This window comes from Amycolatopsis sp. ATCC 39116, assembly GCF_000231075.2.
GTDB classification, from domain to species: Bacteria; Actinomycetota; Actinomycetes; order Mycobacteriales; family Pseudonocardiaceae; genus Amycolatopsis_E; species Amycolatopsis_E tucumanensis.
In genome coordinates this window covers 192,563-206,432 of sequence record NZ_AFWY03000007.1, presented here as the reverse complement: position 1 = coordinate 206,432, position 13,870 = coordinate 192,563, and the positions used below count along the sequence as shown (strand labels likewise).

The 13,870-nt window shown below is 72.3% G+C and carries 16 protein-coding genes, 1 tRNA gene and 1 pseudogene; 9 read left to right on the top strand and 9 right to left on the bottom strand.

What is annotated here, in order from left to right; translation table 11 throughout:
• The first annotated feature begins 71 nt into the window (after positions 1-71).
• Positions 72-866: a DUF3105 domain-containing protein gene (locus AMY39116_RS42675; RefSeq protein WP_020417772.1), complete on the top strand. Its 795-nt coding sequence runs from the start codon at positions 72-74 to the stop codon at positions 864-866.
• Positions 867-871: 5 nt separating this feature from the next.
• On the top strand, positions 872-1,576 hold the full coding sequence (locus AMY39116_RS0311290; RefSeq protein ID WP_020417771.1) for a DUF305 domain-containing protein: 705 nt from the start codon (positions 872-874) through the stop codon (positions 1,574-1,576).
• 385 nt (positions 1,577-1,961) lie between these two features.
• Here the strand turns inward: AMY39116_RS0311290 and AMY39116_RS0311280 are convergent, their stop codons facing one another.
• Positions 1,962-2,873 (bottom strand): cation diffusion facilitator family transporter, encoded by a 912-nt coding sequence (locus tag AMY39116_RS0311280; protein ID WP_020417769.1) that lies wholly within the window; start codon positions 2,871-2,873, stop codon positions 1,962-1,964.
• A 189-nt stretch (positions 2,874-3,062) separates the two neighbouring features.
• Here AMY39116_RS0311280 and AMY39116_RS0311275 point away from each other — a divergent pair.
• A tRNA-Arg gene (locus AMY39116_RS0311275) sits at positions 3,063-3,135 on the top strand.
• A gap of 359 nt (positions 3,136-3,494) precedes the next feature.
• Here the strand turns inward: AMY39116_RS0311275 and AMY39116_RS0311270 are convergent.
• On the bottom strand, positions 3,495-4,097 hold the full coding sequence (locus AMY39116_RS0311270) for a TetR/AcrR family transcriptional regulator (RefSeq protein WP_020417768.1): 603 nt from the start codon (positions 4,095-4,097) through the stop codon (positions 3,495-3,497).
• 106 nt (positions 4,098-4,203) lie between these two features.
• On the opposite strand from AMY39116_RS0311270, the gene AMY39116_RS0311265 reads away from it, so the two are divergent.
• Positions 4,204-4,656, top strand: coding sequence for an iron chaperone (locus AMY39116_RS0311265; RefSeq protein ID WP_020417767.1), 453 nt, complete (start codon positions 4,204-4,206; stop codon positions 4,654-4,656).
• A gap of 55 nt (positions 4,657-4,711) precedes the next feature.
• A complete protein-coding gene (locus AMY39116_RS0311260) occupies positions 4,712-5,113 on the top strand; it encodes a VOC family protein (RefSeq protein ID WP_020417766.1) in 402 nt (133 codons plus the stop codon).
• On the opposite strand, the gene AMY39116_RS46040 is transcribed toward AMY39116_RS0311260, so the two are convergent.
• Together AMY39116_RS46040 and AMY39116_RS0311250 are read right to left on the bottom strand one after the other, a co-directional pair.
• Positions 5,110-5,289: a hypothetical protein gene (locus AMY39116_RS46040; protein ID WP_157358513.1), complete on the bottom strand. Its 180-nt coding sequence runs from the start codon at positions 5,287-5,289 to the stop codon at positions 5,110-5,112. The genes AMY39116_RS0311260 and AMY39116_RS46040 overlap by 4 nt on opposite strands.
• An 18-nt stretch (positions 5,290-5,307) precedes the next feature.
• Entirely contained in the window at positions 5,308-6,213 is a 906-nt protein-coding gene (locus AMY39116_RS0311250) for an NADP-dependent oxidoreductase (RefSeq protein WP_020417764.1), read from the bottom strand.
• A gap of 323 nt (positions 6,214-6,536) precedes the next feature.
• Here AMY39116_RS0311250 and AMY39116_RS0311245 point away from each other — a divergent pair, with 323 nt between their 5' ends.
• Complete coding sequence (locus tag AMY39116_RS0311245; protein WP_020417763.1) at positions 6,537-7,079, top strand: hypothetical protein; 543 nt, start codon at positions 6,537-6,539, stop codon at positions 7,077-7,079.
• Positions 7,080-7,300: 221 nt separating this feature from the next.
• Positions 7,301-7,663 (top strand): annotated as a pseudogene (locus tag AMY39116_RS47415) (substrate-binding domain-containing protein); the annotation flags it as partial.
• Between the two features lie 111 nt (positions 7,664-7,774).
• On the opposite strand, the gene AMY39116_RS0311235 reads toward AMY39116_RS47415, so the two are convergent.
• Genes AMY39116_RS0311235 through AMY39116_RS0311225 form a run of 3 tightly spaced genes read right to left on the bottom strand, consistent with a single transcriptional unit; the run spans position 7,775 to position 10,403 of the window.
• Entirely contained in the window at positions 7,775-8,827 is a 1,053-nt protein-coding gene (locus AMY39116_RS0311235; protein WP_020417761.1) for a C45 family peptidase, read from the bottom strand.
• On the bottom strand, positions 8,824-8,946 hold the full coding sequence (locus tag AMY39116_RS47805) for a hypothetical protein (protein WP_020417760.1): 123 nt from the start codon (positions 8,944-8,946) through the stop codon (positions 8,824-8,826). Before AMY39116_RS47805 ends, AMY39116_RS0311235 begins: the two co-directional genes overlap by 4 nt.
• Positions 8,943-10,403, bottom strand: a complete 1,461-nt coding sequence (locus tag AMY39116_RS0311225; protein WP_020417759.1) for a PLP-dependent aminotransferase family protein — start codon at positions 10,401-10,403, stop codon at positions 8,943-8,945. Before AMY39116_RS0311225 ends, AMY39116_RS47805 begins: the two co-directional genes overlap by 4 nt.
• Positions 10,404-10,431: 28 nt before the next feature.
• Here AMY39116_RS0311225 and AMY39116_RS0311220 point away from each other — a divergent pair, with 28 nt between their 5' ends.
• Together AMY39116_RS0311220 and AMY39116_RS0311215 are read left to right on the top strand one after the other, a co-directional pair.
• Positions 10,432-11,031, top strand: a complete 600-nt coding sequence (locus tag AMY39116_RS0311220) for a LysE family translocator (protein WP_020417758.1) — start codon at positions 10,432-10,434, stop codon at positions 11,029-11,031.
• Entirely contained in the window at positions 11,028-11,705 is a 678-nt protein-coding gene (locus AMY39116_RS0311215) for a phenylalanine--tRNA ligase beta subunit-related protein (protein WP_020417757.1), read from the top strand. The genes AMY39116_RS0311220 and AMY39116_RS0311215 overlap by 4 nt, the downstream gene beginning before the upstream one ends.
• On the opposite strand, the gene AMY39116_RS0311210 is transcribed toward AMY39116_RS0311215, so the two are convergent.
• Together AMY39116_RS0311210 and AMY39116_RS0311205 are read right to left on the bottom strand one after the other, a co-directional pair.
• Positions 11,665-12,474: an SDR family NAD(P)-dependent oxidoreductase gene (locus tag AMY39116_RS0311210; RefSeq protein WP_020417756.1), complete on the bottom strand. Its 810-nt coding sequence runs from the start codon at positions 12,472-12,474 to the stop codon at positions 11,665-11,667. The genes AMY39116_RS0311215 and AMY39116_RS0311210 overlap by 41 nt on opposite strands.
• A complete protein-coding gene (locus AMY39116_RS0311205; RefSeq protein WP_020417755.1) occupies positions 12,471-13,853 on the bottom strand; it encodes a DHA2 family efflux MFS transporter permease subunit in 1,383 nt (460 codons plus the stop codon). The genes AMY39116_RS0311210 and AMY39116_RS0311205 overlap by 4 nt, the downstream gene beginning before the upstream one ends.
• Between the last annotated feature and the right edge of the window lie 17 nt (positions 13,854-13,870).

Genomic DNA, 13,870 nt, shown 5'->3' with positions numbered 1-13,870 from the left:
TTGACAGGGACCGAACACGGGGTCCCTAAACTCTACCCGGGTATATCCACTTGACGGGAGACGCGGGAGCCATGGCCAGCGGCACTAAGAAGAAGGGCGCACCGAAGAAGGGCAGCGTGAAGGCGGCCCGCGGCTCGGTGGTGTCCAAGAAGGGTGTGCCCTGGGGCACGATCATCTCGGTGGTCGCGGTGGTCGCGCTCGCCGCCGTGGTGGTCACCTACTACCTGGTCCAGTCGGCGCCCAAGCGCGCGCTGGCGAGCTGGGCGCCCACCGCGGACAACCCGGACCCGTCGCTGAGCATCCCCGGCATCGTCACCGGCCAGTACCAGGCCAGCGTGCACATCCTGCCGACCGAGCGGGTGGCCTACGACCACTCGCCGCCCTACGGCGGCCCGCACGACGGCTACTGGGCGGCGTGCAACGGCGTCGTCTACCCGGTCGCGGTGCGCACGGAGAACATGGTGCACTCGCTCGAGCACGGGGCCGTGTGGATCGCCTACAACCCCGACCAGGTGACCGGTGACGCGCTGAACACGCTCAAGTCCAAGGTCGAGGGCAAGCCGTACACGATGATGTCGCCCTACCCCGGGCTGGACAAGCCGATCTCGCTGCAGTCGTGGGGCCACCAGCTGAAGCTCGACTCGGCCACCGACGAGCGGATCGACCAGTTCATCACCGCGCTGCGGACGAACCAGAACACCTACCCGGAGGTCGGTGCCTCGTGCGACGCCCTCGGCGCGGGCGCCTTCGACCCGGACAACCCGCCGCCGTTCGACCCGACGCCGCCGGGCCCGGACGCGAAGCCGATGGACTACCAGGGTTCCGCGGGCACGCAGCAGGACACCAGCACGATGCCGACGTCCTGATCCTGATGGCGGACGAAGAAGACGCCCCGGTGGCGGACCGGCCGGGGCCCCGGCCGGTCGTCATCGGCGCGACGGTGGTCGTGGTGCTGCTGGTCGGCGCGGTGCTCGGGATGTTCCTGACGTCTCTGGCGAAGGGCCCGGGGACCTCGGCCACGCCCGCGGAGGGTTCGGTCGAGGTCGGGTTCGCGCAGGACATGTCGGTGCACCACCTGCAGGCCGTGACCATGGCCAGCTGGGAACGCGACCACACGAGCGATCCGCAGCTGAAGCAGCTGGCGTTCGACATCGAGTCCACGCAGCGCGAGCAGGTCGGCCGGATGAAGGGCTGGCTCATGCTGTGGGGCCAGCCCGAGCAGGCCACGGGCGAGTACATGACGTGGATGACGGCCGACGCGGGGCACGACCACATGGCGATGGCGCCGTCGTCGTCAGCCGCGGCCGCGGGCGCGCCGATGCCGGGCATGGCGACCAACGACGAGCTGGCGAAGCTGCGCTCGCTGTCCGGCACCGAGCTGGACGTGTACTTCCTGCAGCTGATGCTGAGGCACCACCAGGGCGGCACCGAGATGGCGCAGTACGCGCACGATCACACGTCGGTGTCCGCGGTGAAGGCGCTGACGCAGAGCATCCTGACCTCGCAGGGGGCGGAGATGACGGTGATGCGGAACATGCTCACCGCGCGGGGCGCGCAGCCGCTGCCCTTCCCCTGACGCCCTGTTTCGGGGGCCTGGTGGGCCTGCTCCTCACCGTCCTGTCCGTTCTCACCAGTCCGCTATGGCCGGCTGTATGCCGAAGCGTGGCTTGTCAGCGAATCGAACCGGCATGAAGAAACTGCGATTTCTCGCCGTCGAAGATGAACTCGTCCGCATGGCACCACTCGGCACGCACTCGGACGGGTACTTGGTGCACACCCCATCCGTGCTGCCGGTTTCGATGGATCTGCTGATGCACAGGATCGGCGAGGAGTGGAAAGTCGCGGCTTTCGGGGCTGCGGCCCCTCCCCTGGCCGGGTGGCCTCCGGCTTGGTGGATAGACGGAGACCCGGCGGCTGCTACGGCGGATTGAGGGTGCAGAGCGGAGCAAGCCCAGCCGTGGTCACCAGCTGAGTTCCTGGCAGCGCGCCGCCGATTCGCGTGGTTCGCACTGCAGCGTGGCGTGCTCGATCGAGTACTGCTCCTTGAGGAGCGTCTGCGCGGCGGCGAGCACCTCGGCCGGTTGCGCGGTGCGTTCCAGGGTGAGGTGCGCGGAGGCGACCTCCATGCCCGAGGTGAGCGTCCACACGTGCAGGTCGTGCACGTCGCACACGCCGGCGAGCTCGGCGAGGTCCGCGCTGATGCGTTCGACGTCCACCTCGGCGGGTGCGTGCTGGAACAGGATGCGCAGCGCCCGCCGGGCGAGGGTGAACGTGCGAGGCAGCACGAACAGTCCGATCGCGACACCGATCAGGGCGTCCGCGTAGCGCCAGCCGGTGGTCAGGGTGATCACGCCGCTGACGAGGACGCCGACCGACCCGATCAGGTCGGCGAGGACCTCCAGGTACGCGCCGCGCAGGTTGAGGCTCTCCTTGGAGCCGTCGCGGAGCAGGGCGAAGGCGACGAGGTTCGCGGCGAGCCCGGCGACCGCCACGAGCAGCACGGGCAGGCCGGGCACCTCCGGCGGGTTCGCGAGCCGCTCGACGGCCTCGAAGATCACGTAGCCTGCCACCCCGAAGAGCAGGACGGCGTTGGCCAGCGCGGCGAGCACTTCGGCCCGGTAGAGCCCGAAGGTGCGCCGGTAGGTCGGCCCGGACCGCCGCGCCAGGACGATCGCCGTGAGGGCCATCGCCAGCCCGAGGACGTCCGTGAGCATGTGCCCGGCGTCGGAGATCAACGCGAGCGACCCGGTGACCACCCCGACGACGACTTCGAGCAACAGGAAGGCGAGGCCGATCCCGAGCGCCGCGGCGAGCCGTGGCAGATAGCGGGCGGACGCGCTACCGGGCGACTGGTGTCCGTGGCCGTGTCCCATGCGCTGGTGTCCTCCTCTGTCCCGCACCCGGAATATATAGTGATATGCGCATGTATGCAATGGCAGGTAAGGCTTGCCTTCTTCGCGCAGCCTAACCGAGCGGCGACCGCGCCGCCCCCTCCGAAGGGGTAGCCGCTCACGGGGCGGAAACACGGGTGCGCTAGGCTGTGTCACGTCGCCCAGCGATGGGCCCTCGTAGCTCAGGGGATAGAGCACTGCCCTCCGGAGGCAGGTGTCGCAGGTTCGAATCCTGCCGAGGGCACCCAGGTTCCAACACACAAAACCGGCCCCTACCAGCGAGAACGCGGTAGGGGCCGATTCATGTTCACCGGCGGACCCCGATCAAGATCGGGGATCTGTGCGCAATGCGTGTGCACGCAGGACAGAGACCGACTGCCCCGCCCACTGCGCCGCCGTGGCCGCGGAACCCCACCCCAGCCAGGTGCTCACCGCGGCGTGGCGGAAGTCGCAGGGCCGCCGCGCGAGCGGTCCGCGCTCGTCGACGACCAGGCGCCCGTCGGGGCCGTAGCCGAAGCGTTCAAGCAAGAGCGTCGATACGGATGCGCTCGTCGCCGAGCGCTCGGCACCGTGCCGACAAGTCCCATCGGGCGTACGACGAGATCACGCGGGTCCGCCGGAGACGCGTGAACCCGCGCCGTAGGCGGCCATGAACATGTCGACCAGGCTGTTCACGGCCTCCTCGTCGATCGGCTTCGTGGACAGCAACCAGCGGTAGTAGAGGGTGCCGCAGAGAACCTCTGCCGGGAAGCGCAGATCCGCGTCGGCGACCAGTTCGCCGGCACGCTGGGCTCGGGCGATCCGGTCGAAGGTGCTCTGCTCGACGGTCGCCAGGAACCGCTCGTGCAGGGTCTCCCGCAACGCGGCATCGGACTGGGCTTCGGCGATCACCGCGCGGTAGACCGGGCCGATCGGCGGCTGGGAGAGCGCGGGCGCGGACCGCAGGAACTGCTCACGCAGGTCGGCCCGGACGTCGCCGGTGTCGTGGTAGTCCAGGTCGGTCGTCCACACGCGACTGAGCGCGTCCAGCAGCAGCGAGGCCATCGACGGCCAGCGCCGGTAGATCGTGTGCTTCCCGACGCCGGCCCGGCGCGCGACCGCCTCGATGTTGAGGCCCGCGTACCCGACTTCCGTGGCCAGGTCGAGCGTCACCTGCAGCAGTTCGTCCGTCCGGGCGGCGCCGCGGCGCCGAGGCTGGTCGGTCATGTCCCGCATCCTATCGGCACGCTGCGTGCCGTTGACAGCCAGACAGGCTCGCTGCATCATGAGGCGTAACGGCACGGTGCGTGCCGATAACCTGAAGGAGGTCACCATGGGCAGCAGTGCGGGCACGAAGCACGAGGGCTTCACCGCCGAAGAACGGGCCGCGATGCGGGACCACGCGAAGGAGCTGAAGGCCGCGGCCCGTCGCGGCTCCCGGGCGGACAAGGCGGCGCAGGCCGAGCAGGACGTGCTCGCGAAGATCGCCGCGATGACGCCGTCGGACAGAGCGATGGCCGAGCGCGTCCACGCCGTGGTCCGGGCCGCCGCGCCGGTCCTCGAACCGAAGCTGTGGTACGGCATGCCCGCCTACGCTCTGGACGGCAAGGTCGTGTGCTTCTTCCAGAGCGCGGAGAAGTTCAAGGCGCGTTACGCCACGCTCGGGTTCAGCGACCAGGCGTCACTCGACGACGGTCCGATGTGGCCGACCGGTTTCGCCCTGGCCGGTGTCACTTCCGAGGTGGAGGAGAAGATCGCGGCGCTGGTCGAGCGCGCGGTGAGCTGACCGGCGAGCCGGGCCGGATCACGTTGTCCTGCCGCGGCGGACGGGCTGCGGCAGGATGATCGGCATGACCCTGCCGACGTTCTGCCAGGTCGTCCTCGACTGCACCGACGCCCGGCGGCTCGCGGAGTTCTACCGCGAGCTGCTCGGGCTCGTGTACCGGCCGGGCGACGAGGACGGCGACGCCGACTGGCTCGTGCTCCGCACGCCGGACGGCCGCCCCCAGCTGGCCTTCCAGCAGGTCGACACCCTGCCGGCGGCGACGTGGCCGGACGGCCCCGTGCCGCAGCAGCTGCACCTCGACCTCACCGTGCCCACCAAGGCCGAACTGGAAGCCCAGCACGAGCGGGCCCTTCACCTCGGCGCCCGGCTGCTCCGCGACCGCAGCGACGACCCGGACGAACCGTTGTACGTCTACGCCGATCCGGCCGGGCACCCGTTCTGCATCTTCGTCGGCTAGCCGTTTTGCCCCGCGAGGTTGCTGACGCGGGTGATGGGTTGGCCGTTGAAGGCGGTGTGGGCAGTGCTGCCGTGCGGTCGTTCGAGGATGGCGGGAATGCCGTGGGCGGCGGCGCGGCGGAAGAAGTCGGCGCAGGTGGCAGCACCCGACACGGAGGTCTTCGCCTCGATCGACAACGTCGATGATCCCTACGGCTAGACCGTCAGCACGATCTTCCCGCGCGTGCGGCCCTGCCGGCTCAGGCGCCACGCGTCGGCGGCCTCGGCGAGCGGGAACGTCCGCTCGACGTGCACCGTCAGCTTGCCCTCGTCCGCCAGGCTCGCCAGCTCGGCCAGTTCGGCGCCGTCCGGGCGGACCCACACGTAGCCGTGCGCGCCGACCTCCGGGTTGGCGATCGACGCGATCCGGTCCCGGCTCACGAACTCCCGTGACACCTCCACCGCGTCGCCGCCCACGAAGTCCACCGCGGCGTCGATCGGGCCCAGTTCACGCAGCCGGTCCGCCAGGCCCTCGCCGTAGGTGACCGGCTCCGCGCCCAGCTCACGCAGGTAGTCGTGGTTGCGCTCGCTCGCCGTGCCGATCACCCGCGCGCCGAGCGCGACCGCGATCTGCGTGCCGAACGACCCGACGCCACCGGCCGCGGCGTGGATCAGCACCGTCTCACCGGCCCGCAGCCCGACGCGCTTCAGCGAGCGGTACGCCGTCTGCCCCGCCAGCGGCACGCCGGCCGCCTGCGCGAAGTCCAGCGAACGCGGCTTCTTCGCGAGCATCCGCACGTTCGCGGTCACCAGCTCGGCGTAGGCGCCCTGCTGCACCCAGTCCTTCCGGACGTAGCCGAAAACCTCGTCGCCGACGGCGAACTCCCCGGAGTCGAATCCCACCTTCTCGACGACCCCGGCCACGTCCCAGCCGGGCACGAGGGGGAACCGGACCTCCATCAGGCCGTCCAGCCCGCCCGCGGCGAGCTTCCAGTCGACCGGGTTGACACCGGCCGCCTTCACCCTGACCAGCACCTCCCCCGGACCGACCTTGGGATCCGGGAGCTCGGCCAGCCGGAGGTCGTCCGCCGAACCGTACTCCTGCAGTGCGATTGCCTTCATGTCCGGCGCAACGGCGGGCCCGCGACGGGATATTCCACCGCAGGCGAGTTTCGCCGGTTCGTGCGCGGGCACACCCGTACATGGCCACTGAACGGCCGGACGACCCCGTCCTGACCGGCGCCGCCCGGGCGTGCTGCACCAGCACCGAGATCACCATCACGGCCACCGCCGCGCGGCTGCACGCCAACGCGACCTGCGACCAGGCAGCCGGTGAGCGAGCGACAGCCGCCCGTCACCGCGACGAAGCGAAACGGCTGAAAAAAGAGTCACGAGTCTTGCGAGGAGTGGCAACGCCCGGCGCGCTGACGTGTGAACATGGGGAGATGGCGGAGGGAGCCGAGGACCGGAACCGCGCGGCCAACGAGCGCGACGACCTGGCCGACGCCCGCGACCGGGCGGCCGACCGCCGGGACAGGGCGGCCGTCGAGCGGGACGGGCTGGCGGAAGTGGGCGAGACCCAGGACCGGCACGAACGGCACACGATTTCGAAGGCCCTCCGCGACGCCGAGGCCCGGGAGCGCGTGGCCCTGCAGCGCGAAGCCGATGCGACCCGCCGGGAGAAGGAACTGGCGGCGGACGATCCGGATGCGGTGGCCGCGTTCATGGCGGACGCCGAGTCGGACCGGCTGGCGGCGGCCGACGACCGTGCCGCCGCGGCCGAGGACCGCTACGCCCTCCGGGAATACCTCAACCGGACGGCGAACGACCACGGCACGGCGAGAACTTCCCGGCAGCAGGCCGCGCGGGACCGCAGGTCCGCGCGGGAAGACCGGTCCGCGTCGCGGGACGACCGGGAGGCGTCGCTGTCCGACCGCGAGCAGAGCGAGATCGACCTGAACACCGGCCCCTACCCGCCGCAGCCCTGATCAGCGCACGGATATCGTCGTCGGGTGAGCAAGGATGAGCCCGTCCCGCTGATCGCCGTGGCGAATGCACCGCGTCGGACGCGCTGCGTGATTCCGGCCGGGTGTCGGAGCGGACGAAGCAGCACGTGGTCGCCGTGGCGCGGCGGCTCGGCTGAACCCCGAACCCGGCCGCGCGCTCGAACGGCGAACCGGCGGGCGTCGTGCTGTCCGACCACGCGGCGATGCTCGAACAGCTCCTCGACCACCTTGCCACGGCCGGTGCGCAGCACATCGCGCTGCTCGCCTCAAGCACGGTCACCGACTGGGGCCGCCCCCTGCAGCGCACCTACCTCGGCTGGTCCGAGCGGCACCGGCGCCGGCCGCGGCTGTGGGAGATGGCGTTCGGATCGCCCAGCACAGTCATGCAGGACAACGTGCGCGCGCTGCTCAACGCCGACGCGGACGTCGATGCGCGGGCGTGCGCGCCCGACGGCGCTGCGGCCGCCGTGCTGCCGGTGATCCGCGCCGCCGGCCGGACGATCGGCAGGGACCTGCTGCTCGCGTCCTGTGTGGACAGCACCGCGCTGGCGCACCCGCCGATCACCGCGATCGACCTGCGGCCCCGCGACGCCGGCGACTCCTGCGCGCGGCTGCTGTTCGACATCCCTGTCCGGCGAGGCGCCGCCCGGGACCGTGCGCACCCCAGGCGATCGGCCTCATCGAACGGGCGTCGACACGGCGGGCCTGACCGCGAACTCCGCCCAGCTCTCCGGCGTCACCGAGCACGGCCCGCCGGTGTGCACGTGCATCCGCCCCGCCACCACGTCCAGCGAGATCGTCGCCAGGCTCTCCCACCGCTCGTGCGCGGGCAGCGACATGTCCGGGTGCGCACAGACCGCCGCGCCGTCCTCGGTGTGCGCGCACAGCGAACGCGCCCGCGCGGTCAGGTCCGCCGCGCCGAGTTCCGCGGCGTGCGACCGCAGCCACGAGCCGCGGGCGAGCGTCGTCGACACGTCGACCGTCGTCCGCTCTCCGGGAGCGAGCGCCGCGTCGAGGAAGTGGTTGGCGTGCCACAGAACTCCGTCCACCGGGTCGACCACGCCGACCCCGGCCGGGCTCAGTTCCAGGCACCGCGCCCGGTCGGCGGTCACGACGGTGATCACCGACGACGCCGACAACCGCGCCGAGCAGGCCAGTTCCGTGGCCTCCTCGACGGTCGACGCCTCGTCCAGAATCCGCCGCGCCACCACGTGCACCGGCACCCCGATGTCCGCGTGGTCCGAGGCGTGCCGCAGCACGTTGAAGTGCACGCCGAGCCCGCCGGAGTTCACGCCGATCTTGCCGGCCACCCCGGCCTCGGTGAACGTGCACACCCCCGGCCAGGACACGACGGTCATGCCGTCGCGCAGGATGTCGTGCCAGTCCCAGGTCTGCACCGTGCGCGGCGAGCCGTCCGCGAGCACCACCGACGTGGAGCACTCCCCCTCGCCGGTCACGGCCGCCGCGGCGAGGATTTCGGTGCGCCCGTTCAGTGCGCCGAGCTGCCACCCGGCGAGCCCGCTGCCCTCGGCCACCCCGAGCAGCTCCTCCCCCAGCGACGGCGCCCATTCGCTCGTTTCCGCCAGCGCCGCCGCGCCCAACGCCCGCACCTGCTCGAACCCGATGCCGTGCGCGGCGAACAGCCGGGCGTAACCGTCGAAGGCCGCCCGGATGTCGCCGGCGCACTCCGCGCCCAGGGTCCGCGGGTCGTCGGCCACCACGACCTTCATCGGGTGCTCGCCAGTACCGCGTCCCACGCCGGCTCGGAGGCCGGCGCGCCCAGCCCGGTCGTCGCTAACTGCTTCAGTGTCACGTCGCCCAGCTTCGCGTTGGTGATGACGACCGTCAACGTCGTGTTCCCCGAGGCCGGGCCACCAGCTCCGCGATGATCCGCACGCCCTCCTCGATTTCGCCCGGCGGCCTGGCGCCGTAGCCGAGCACCAGGCCGGGTGCGCCGGGGAGCTGGCGGTGCCAGGACAGCGGCTGTACCTTGACGCCGCGGGACAGCGCCGCGGTCGCCAGGTCCACATCGGACAGCTCGCGGTCGAACGTGATCATCAGGTGCAGGCCGGCCGCCGCGCCGTGCACGCGCACGCCGGGCAGGTGCCGTCGGACCGCGTCGATCATCGCGTCCCGGCGGCGCCGGTGGCTTCGGCGCACGAAGCGCAGGTGCCGCTCCAGGTCGCCGGACGTCATGAGGTGCGCCAGCACCAGTTGCGGCAGCACCGCGTTGCCGAGGTCGGCGTACCGCTTCGCGTCCACGAGGTCCCGCTGGTACCGCGGCGGCACCAGCAGCCAGCCGATCCGCAGCGCCGGGGCGAGCAGCTTCGAGATGCTGCCCGCGTAGCAGACCCGCTCCGGCAGCATCGCGCGCAGCGCGGGCACCGGCGGGCGGTCGTACCGGTGCTCGGCGTCGTAGTCGTCCTCGACGATCAGGCCGCCCCAGCGCATGAGCTCGCGTCGCCGCTCGCCGCCGAGCACCACGCCCGCCGGGAATTGGTGCGCGGGCGTCAACAACACCGCGGGCGACCGCAGTTCGGACACCCGGACGCCCTCGTCGTCGACCGGCACCGGCGGGGTGGCCAGGCCACTGTTGCGGAGGTGCTGCCGCGCCCCGAGCGAACCGGGGTCCTCCACCGCGACCTCGCCGATGCCGTGCGCGCGGAACACCGTCGCGAGCAGGCCGAGCGCCTGCGCGACCCCGGCGACCACGACGACGTCGGCGGGATCGGCGCGGATGCCGCGGTTGCGGGCCAGCCAGTTCGCCACCGCCAGCCGGAACGCCGGCGCGCCCCGCGGGTCGCCGTACCCGAAGTCGGCCGCCGACAGCCCGCCGAGCACCGCCCGTTCCGCGCGCAGCCACGCCACCCGCGGGAACGCGGCCAGGTCCGGCACGCCGGGGGTGAGGTCGATGCGGGCCGGCGCGGCGCGCAACCGGTCGAAGACGTCCGGCCGCGGCTCGAACACGACGTCCGCACTCGGCGCGGGAACCGGTACGGGAGACGCGGTGACGGGCACCGCCACCACGACGGTTCCGCCCCGGCCGCGCCCGGCGACGTGCCCGTCCTCGACGAGCCGCTGGTACGCCTCGGTCACCACCCCGCGTGACACGCCCAGCTCGGCGGCCAGCGTCCGCGTCGGCGGCAGCCTGCTGCCCACCGGCAGGCGCCCGTCGGCGATCGCGTCCCGCAGGCGCGCCGCCAGCCACGCCGACCGCCCGCCCGGCGGGGCCTCGCCGATGTCGAGCTGGAGGAAGTCCGATCCCGTTATGGACCGCTCGACGGGCTCGGGTTTGGACCTGTCCACCGGACCAGTATCCCGCCATGGTGGTCCCATGTCCGTCGAATTCCTGCTCACCGCGCTGGTCGTCGTGGCCACGCCCGGCACCGGTGCGCTGCTGACCATGAGCGCCGGCCTGGCGCACGGCACGCGGGCGAGCGTCATCGCCGCGGTCGGCTGCACGCTGGGCACCGTTCCGCACGCGATCGCCGCGATCACCGGCCTCGCCGCGCTGCTGCACGCCAGCCCAGTGGCGTTCCAGGTGATCAAGTACGCCGGGGTGGCCTACCTGCTCTACCTGGCGTGGTCGGCGTTGCGGGAGCCGGACCGGCCGCCGGAGGCGCCCGCGCCGCGGTCGGCCGCCCGGGTGATCGTGTCCGCGGTGCTGGTCAACGTGCTCAACCCGAAGCTCACGATCTTCTTCTTCGCGTTCCTGCCGCAGTTCGTGCACCCCGGTGATCCGCGCTCGCTGCTGACGATGGCCGAGCTGAGCGCGGTGTTCATGGCGCTGACGCTGGTCGTGTTCGTCGCCTACGGAGTGGCCGCCGCGGCGATGCGCGACCGCGTGCTGTCCCGGCCGCGGGTGCGGGCGTGGATGCGCCGGGTCTTCGCGGGCACGTTCGCCGCCCTCGCCGTCCGGCTGGCCGCCGAATGATCCGCTTCCGGCATTCCGACGCGATCTGGTCGGACTTCCCGCAGCTGGTCCCGGGTGTGCTGTACGCGGAGGACGCGCGGCCGTCCAGTGATCCGTCGCGCTACTGGCGGATCGCGGCGGAGCGGCTCGCGGGCGGCCCGGAGTCCGCGCTGCCGGAGATCCAGGCGTGGCGGCAGGCGTTCGCGCGGATGGGCCTGAAACCGACGCAGTACCGGTGCGCGGCGGAATCGTTGCTGCGCCGGTTCCGCAAGGACGGGTCGCTGCCGTCGATCCACCCGATGATCGACCTGGGCAACGCGGTTTCGCTCGCGTTCGCGATCCCGGTCGCCGTGTTCGACGCGGACGCGCTCGACGGTCTGCTGGAAGTCCGGTACGCGACGGGAACCGAGGAGTACGCGGCGTTCTCCGGCGACACCGAGCACGCGGCCCCGGGGGAAATCGTGTTCGCGGACGAGCACGGCCGGGCGCACGCCCGCCGATGGACGCACCGGCAGAGCGCGCGATCGGCCGTCACCCCGGCGACGCGGTCGGTGCTGATCGTCGCGGAAGCCCTGCACACCACGGCGGCCGCGGACGTGCCCCGGCTGCTCGACGCACTGAGCGCCGAACTGCCGGGCTCGGAGGCGACGGTGCTCAGCCGGGACGCGCCGGAGTTTCGGGTGAAACTCCGCTGAGCCGCAGCGTTTCGGCGTGCAACCACCTCGCCACCTGGACGTCGAAGGCAGGCCCGTCCACGGCGATGCGCCTGCCCTCGACGAACGCGCTCAACGGTTCGGCGGGCGGCGAGTCGAGCGCCCGCACGATCGGGGCCACCGCTTCACCCACCGGTTTGCCGAACCGCTTCATCCGGTCCAGCTGCCGGGCGCTCGCGGCGTCGTACTCACCCGCGAAGCTGGTCGCCGTGACGCCCGGGTGCACCAGCACGTAGCGGATCCGCGGGTGCCGCTCGGCGAACGAGACACCGTGGAGGTCGTTGAGCTTGCCGCCCTGGACCATCGCGCCGACCGGATCGTAGTGCCGGGCGAACTGGAGGTCGTCCCGGTTCACGACGTCCAACGGGGCGCCCGGCCCGGCCACGTTGGCGATCACGGGGGTGTCCGCTTCGGACAGTGCACCGGCCAGCCGCTCCGCCAGCACGAACCGGCTCAGGTAGAACAGCGCGAAGTTGTCCTCGAAGCCCTCGGGGGTCACGTGCTTGCGGGAGCGGAAGTACCGGGCGCACAGCACGAGCGCGTCGATCCGCGGGTGCTTCGCGGTGATTTCGTCGGCTGCCGCGTGCGCCGCCGCCACCAGGCTCAGGTCGGCGTGCACGAATTCCGCGCCCGGCGGCGCCTTCGCCGGGTTCCGGGCCACGACGACCACCCGGTCGCCGCGCGCCAGCAGCTCGCGCGCCACTCCCGCGCCGATCCCGTCGGTGCCGCCGGTGATGACCACCGTCTTCACCGCTCCGCCCTCCCGGGCAGCAGCGGGCTCGCCGCCAGCACGACGACGAGCGCGCCGACCGCGAACCAGTACACGCCGTGGAAACCGGCCATCGCGTCACCCGCGGTTTCCAGGATCAGCGTCACGACGACCACGCCGATCGACGCGCCGAGCTGGTTGAGCATGTACAGCGCCGAACTGCCCTGCGGCACCAGCTCCGCGGGCAGCGTCCGGTACAGCGAGCCCATCGTGGGCGCGCCGACGAAGCCGAGCCCCAGACCCATGACGAACGCGGCCACCGCGGGCCACGCCTGACCCGCGTCCGGGCCCATCCACGTGAACGCCAGCCCGGCGAGCAGGGCCACGACCGCGCCCGCGCGCACCAGCACCCGCGCCCCGATCCGGTCGGACAGCCGCCCGGCCAGCGGCATCGACAGTGCCCCGCCGAGGCCGACCGGCGCGACGAGCAGCCCGGCGGCGAGCACGCCGTGGCCGTGCACCTGCTGGTAGTAGAGCGGGAGGACGAACAGGTTCGCGAACGTGCCGAGCCCGACGAGCGCCATCACGGCGACGCTCGCGGTGAACCCGCCCCGCGCGAATAGGCGCAGATCGATGAGCGGCGCCGCGGCGCGCCTGGCGTGCCCGCCGTACGCGAGCAGCAGGACGACACCGGCGACGAGCGGGACGAGCACGGACGCGGTGGCGAACGCGGTGTGCTCCGCGGCTTGCGACAGCGCCAGGACGAGGGCAGCGAACCCCGGCCCGAGCAGCGCGAGCCCACGCACGTCGAGCGGCGCCGGGACCGCCGCCGGACCGTCGTCGCGCGGGACGGAGCGCAGCGCGAGCAGCACGGCGACCAGCCCGAGCGGCACGTTGAGCAGGAACATCCACCGCCACGGGAGCACGTCCAGCACCGCGCCTCCGGCGACCGGGCCGAGCACCGGCCCGAGCGAGAGCACCACGCCCATCAGGCCCATCACGCGCCCGGCGCGAGCGGGTCCGGCGGCGCGCGCGAGCAGCGTCAGGACCAGCGGGTCGAGGATGCCGGCGCCGAGACCCTGCACGACCCGCGCGGTGATGAGGCTGCCGACGTCCCACGCGCACCCGGCGGCCAGCGAGCCGGCCAGGAACACGGCCAGCCCGGACAGCCACATCCGGCGACCGCCGAAGCGGTCCACGGCCCACGTCGTGAACGGGATGGCGACGGTGACGGCGAGCAGGAAACCGGTGGTGGCCCAGCCGATCGTGCTCAGCGAGGCGCCGAAGTCGGCGGCGAGGACGTCCGTGCCGGTGGCGACCATCGTGCTGTTGAGGATGCCCAGGATCCCGCCGAGCAGGACCGCGGTGATCATCCGGACGAGCGCCGGGTCGAGGCGTTCGTCCGCGCTGATTGAACTCATGGGTTCAAGTTAGCTTA

Coding starts and splice junctions, on each gene's coding strand:
- AMY39116_RS42675 (WP_020417772.1), top strand. CDS start 72: ATGGCCAGCGGCACTAAGAAGAAGGGCGCACCGAAGAAGGGCAGCGTG.
- AMY39116_RS0311290 (WP_020417771.1), top strand. CDS start 872: ATGGCGGACGAAGAAGACGCCCCGGTGGCGGACCGGCCGGGGCCCCGG.
- AMY39116_RS0311280 (WP_020417769.1), bottom strand. CDS start 2,873: ATGGGACACGGCCACGGACACCAGTCGCCCGGTAGCGCGTCCGCCCGC.
- AMY39116_RS0311270 (WP_020417768.1), bottom strand. CDS start 4,097: ATGACCGACCAGCCTCGGCGCCGCGGCGCCGCCCGGACGGACGAACTG.
- AMY39116_RS0311265 (WP_020417767.1), top strand. CDS start 4,204: ATGGGCAGCAGTGCGGGCACGAAGCACGAGGGCTTCACCGCCGAAGAA.
- AMY39116_RS0311260 (WP_020417766.1), top strand. CDS start 4,712: ATGATCGGCATGACCCTGCCGACGTTCTGCCAGGTCGTCCTCGACTGC.
- AMY39116_RS0311250 (WP_020417764.1), bottom strand. CDS start 6,213: ATGAAGGCAATCGCACTGCAGGAGTACGGTTCGGCGGACGACCTCCGG.
- AMY39116_RS0311245 (WP_020417763.1), top strand. CDS start 6,537: ATGGCGGAGGGAGCCGAGGACCGGAACCGCGCGGCCAACGAGCGCGAC.
- AMY39116_RS0311235 (WP_020417761.1), bottom strand. CDS start 8,827: ATGAAGGTCGTGGTGGCCGACGACCCGCGGACCCTGGGCGCGGAGTGC.
- AMY39116_RS0311220 (WP_020417758.1), top strand. CDS start 10,432: ATGTCCGTCGAATTCCTGCTCACCGCGCTGGTCGTCGTGGCCACGCCC.
- AMY39116_RS0311215 (WP_020417757.1), top strand. CDS start 11,028: ATGATCCGCTTCCGGCATTCCGACGCGATCTGGTCGGACTTCCCGCAG.
- AMY39116_RS0311205 (WP_020417755.1), bottom strand. CDS start 13,853: ATGAGTTCAATCAGCGCGGACGAACGCCTCGACCCGGCGCTCGTCCGG.